General features: G+C 67.1%; 2 pseudogenes. Both read left to right on the top strand.

The features are described 5' to 3' along the window. Positions 1-509, top strand: a pseudogene (locus FVW27_RS13265) (sugar phosphate isomerase/epimerase); the annotation flags it as partial. Positions 510-632: 123 nt separating this feature from the next. Then, positions 633-1,637 (top strand): annotated as a pseudogene (locus FVW27_RS13260) (DHH family phosphoesterase); the annotation flags it as partial. Positions 1,638-2,374: the final 737 nt, after the last annotated feature.

Genomic DNA, 2,374 nt, shown 5'->3' with positions numbered 1-2,374 from the left:
ACCGGGTGGCCTTTCTGGGCGCGACACGCGCGGTGCTGCACCCGCCCACGCCGCAGCAGGCCGAGGCGGCGGGCTTTGCCGGTACGGACGGCCCGGCCCGGCTGCTGGCGGCCTTTCTTTCCGAATGGGCCCGCCAGGGGCGCGACCCGGCCTGTCTGCTGCTGGAAAACATCGCCGGGCAGGATCTGTCGGACCTGCTGCCGGTCATCGGCGACGGAAACTGCAAGGTGTGTCTGGACATGGGCCATGTCCTGACCTACGGTCAACATAGGCTGCCCGCATCCGCCGGACTGCTGGAGCGGGTGGGCATGGTGCATGTGCATGCCCCCGGCGGCATGGACCGCCACCGCCCGCTCACCGAACTGGCGGCGGAAGAAGCCGCCTGGGCCGCGCGTGTGCTGCCCGCCCTGCCGCCGGATGCGGTGCTGATGGTAGAGGTGTTCGCCTGGGACGGGGTGCTGGCCTCGCTGCCGGTGCTGGAACGCCTGCTGGACGGGGTGGCGGCCTGACATTGCCAGCCCGGCACAGCCTGTCTGGCACAGCCTGTCTGGCACAGCCGGACGCCCTCAAGCATTACGGACATCACGAGAGACGCGCATCGGCATCACGCGATTCGAGGTCGAGAGGAGATCATGAGTTACTTCCGGAAGCTGGAGACAAAGCTCACGCACCTGCAAGAGCTGTTCGACCGCGCGGAGCGCTGGCTCATCGTGATCAACGCCGATCCCGACGCCATGGCTTCCGCCCTGGCGCTGAAGCGCATCATGATCCACCGCGTGGACGACGTGGTCATCGCCCGCGTCAACGAGATCACCCGGCCCGACAACCTGGCCATGGCCCGCTACCTGCGCATTCCCATGGTCAAGCTTACCCCCACGCTTGCCGCCCAGTTCGACCGCTTTGCGGTGGTGGATTCGCAGCCCCATCACCATCCCTCGTTCAAGGATCTGTCCTTCTCGCTGGTCATCGACCACCACCCGCTTGTGGAAGAGCACCCGGTGGTGGCCGACTACAAGGAAATCCGCAACGAGTACGGCGCCACCTCCACCATCATGACCGAGTACCTGTACAATCTCGGCATCCGGCCCGGAAAGCTGCTGGCCACGGCGTTGCAGTTCGGCATCAAGACCGACACCGCCAGCTTCGAGCGCGCCTTCCACGACGTGGACATGCGCGCCTACCGCTACCTGACCAAGTTTGCGGACCACACCCTGCTCTCGCGCATCGTGCGCAGCGAATTCCGGCTGCATTGGCTGGACTACTTTTCGCGTGCGTTCATCAGCATGCACAAGCTGGGCACCGGCCAGTACGTGTACGTGGGCGAGGTGGAAAACCCGGACATCCTGGTGGTCATCGCCGATTTCTTCATGCGGGTGCACGAAATCCGCTGGGCGGCGGTGTGCGGGGTGTACCACGACACCATCGTGGTCATCCTGCGTGGCGACGGCATGGGGCGCGACCTTGGCCGCCACGCCAGCCTGCAATTCGGCGACGTGGGGTCCGCCGGGGGGCACCGGGCCATGGCCCGGGCCGAGATTCCCCTGGCCGCCGCCGAAGGCCGCAACGTGGAATTCTTCATCTACAAGCGGCTGCTGGCCCCCCGCAAGAAAATGCGGGCCAAGGTGGAGCCGAAGCCCGACCAGAAGCCGGAACCGAAAACGGAGCACAAGCCCGACGCCAAATCCCCTGCCGGATCCGTCGCCGGAGTGGAATCCACGGCTGGACAGAAAACCGTCCAGAAGGCGGTGCCGCCGGGCGAGCGCAAGCCTGGGCAAAAGGCCCCTGCCGCCCTGCCAGCGGGAACGTCCGGCGTCCTGCCAGCGGGAACGTCCGATGCAATGTCCGCTGCGCCGACTGGGGGAACGTCGTCGGCCCCGACCGGGGCGCCCGCTGCCGCCGTTTCCTCCTCGGTGCCCCCCGACGGCAAGTAACCCCCCGACAGGCAAGTAACGCCAAGCTGCAAGTATCGCCGCCGCGCGTTTGCTTCTTCGCCGCCAGCTTCCCTTCGTACGTGTACCGCGTTCGCACGCGGCGTGGTGCCTGCTGTTGGCGGCGCGCGTCTGAACATGCGCATGCCGTCGATGGCAGGCAGACCTCAGCCCCGAGGATGGTGTGGCGCGGGTGGCACGTCTGCACGCTGTCCGACGCAGGATATTCCGATATGGCAAGGCCGCCCTCCGGGATTCCGTGGGGCGGCCTTGCACGCGGAGGGAAGGGATAGGAACGATGAGCCTGTCGCGCCCGTCGAAAAAGTCGTGCCCGTCGAAAAAATAGCGCCCGGTAAGGACGTCGTGCCAGCCGCGTAACTCGCGGAAGGCGCCGGGGTTCCTGCGGCTACGCGCCGCGCCGCCTGCGGTCGGGGCGGCCCGCGTCG

Source organism: Nitratidesulfovibrio liaohensis, assembly GCF_011682075.1.
GTDB lineage: Bacteria > Desulfobacterota > Desulfovibrionia > Desulfovibrionales > Desulfovibrionaceae > Cupidesulfovibrio > Cupidesulfovibrio liaohensis.
The sequence above is the reverse complement of the archived record's forward strand: the minus strand, read 5'-3'. Positions and strand labels throughout refer to the sequence as shown.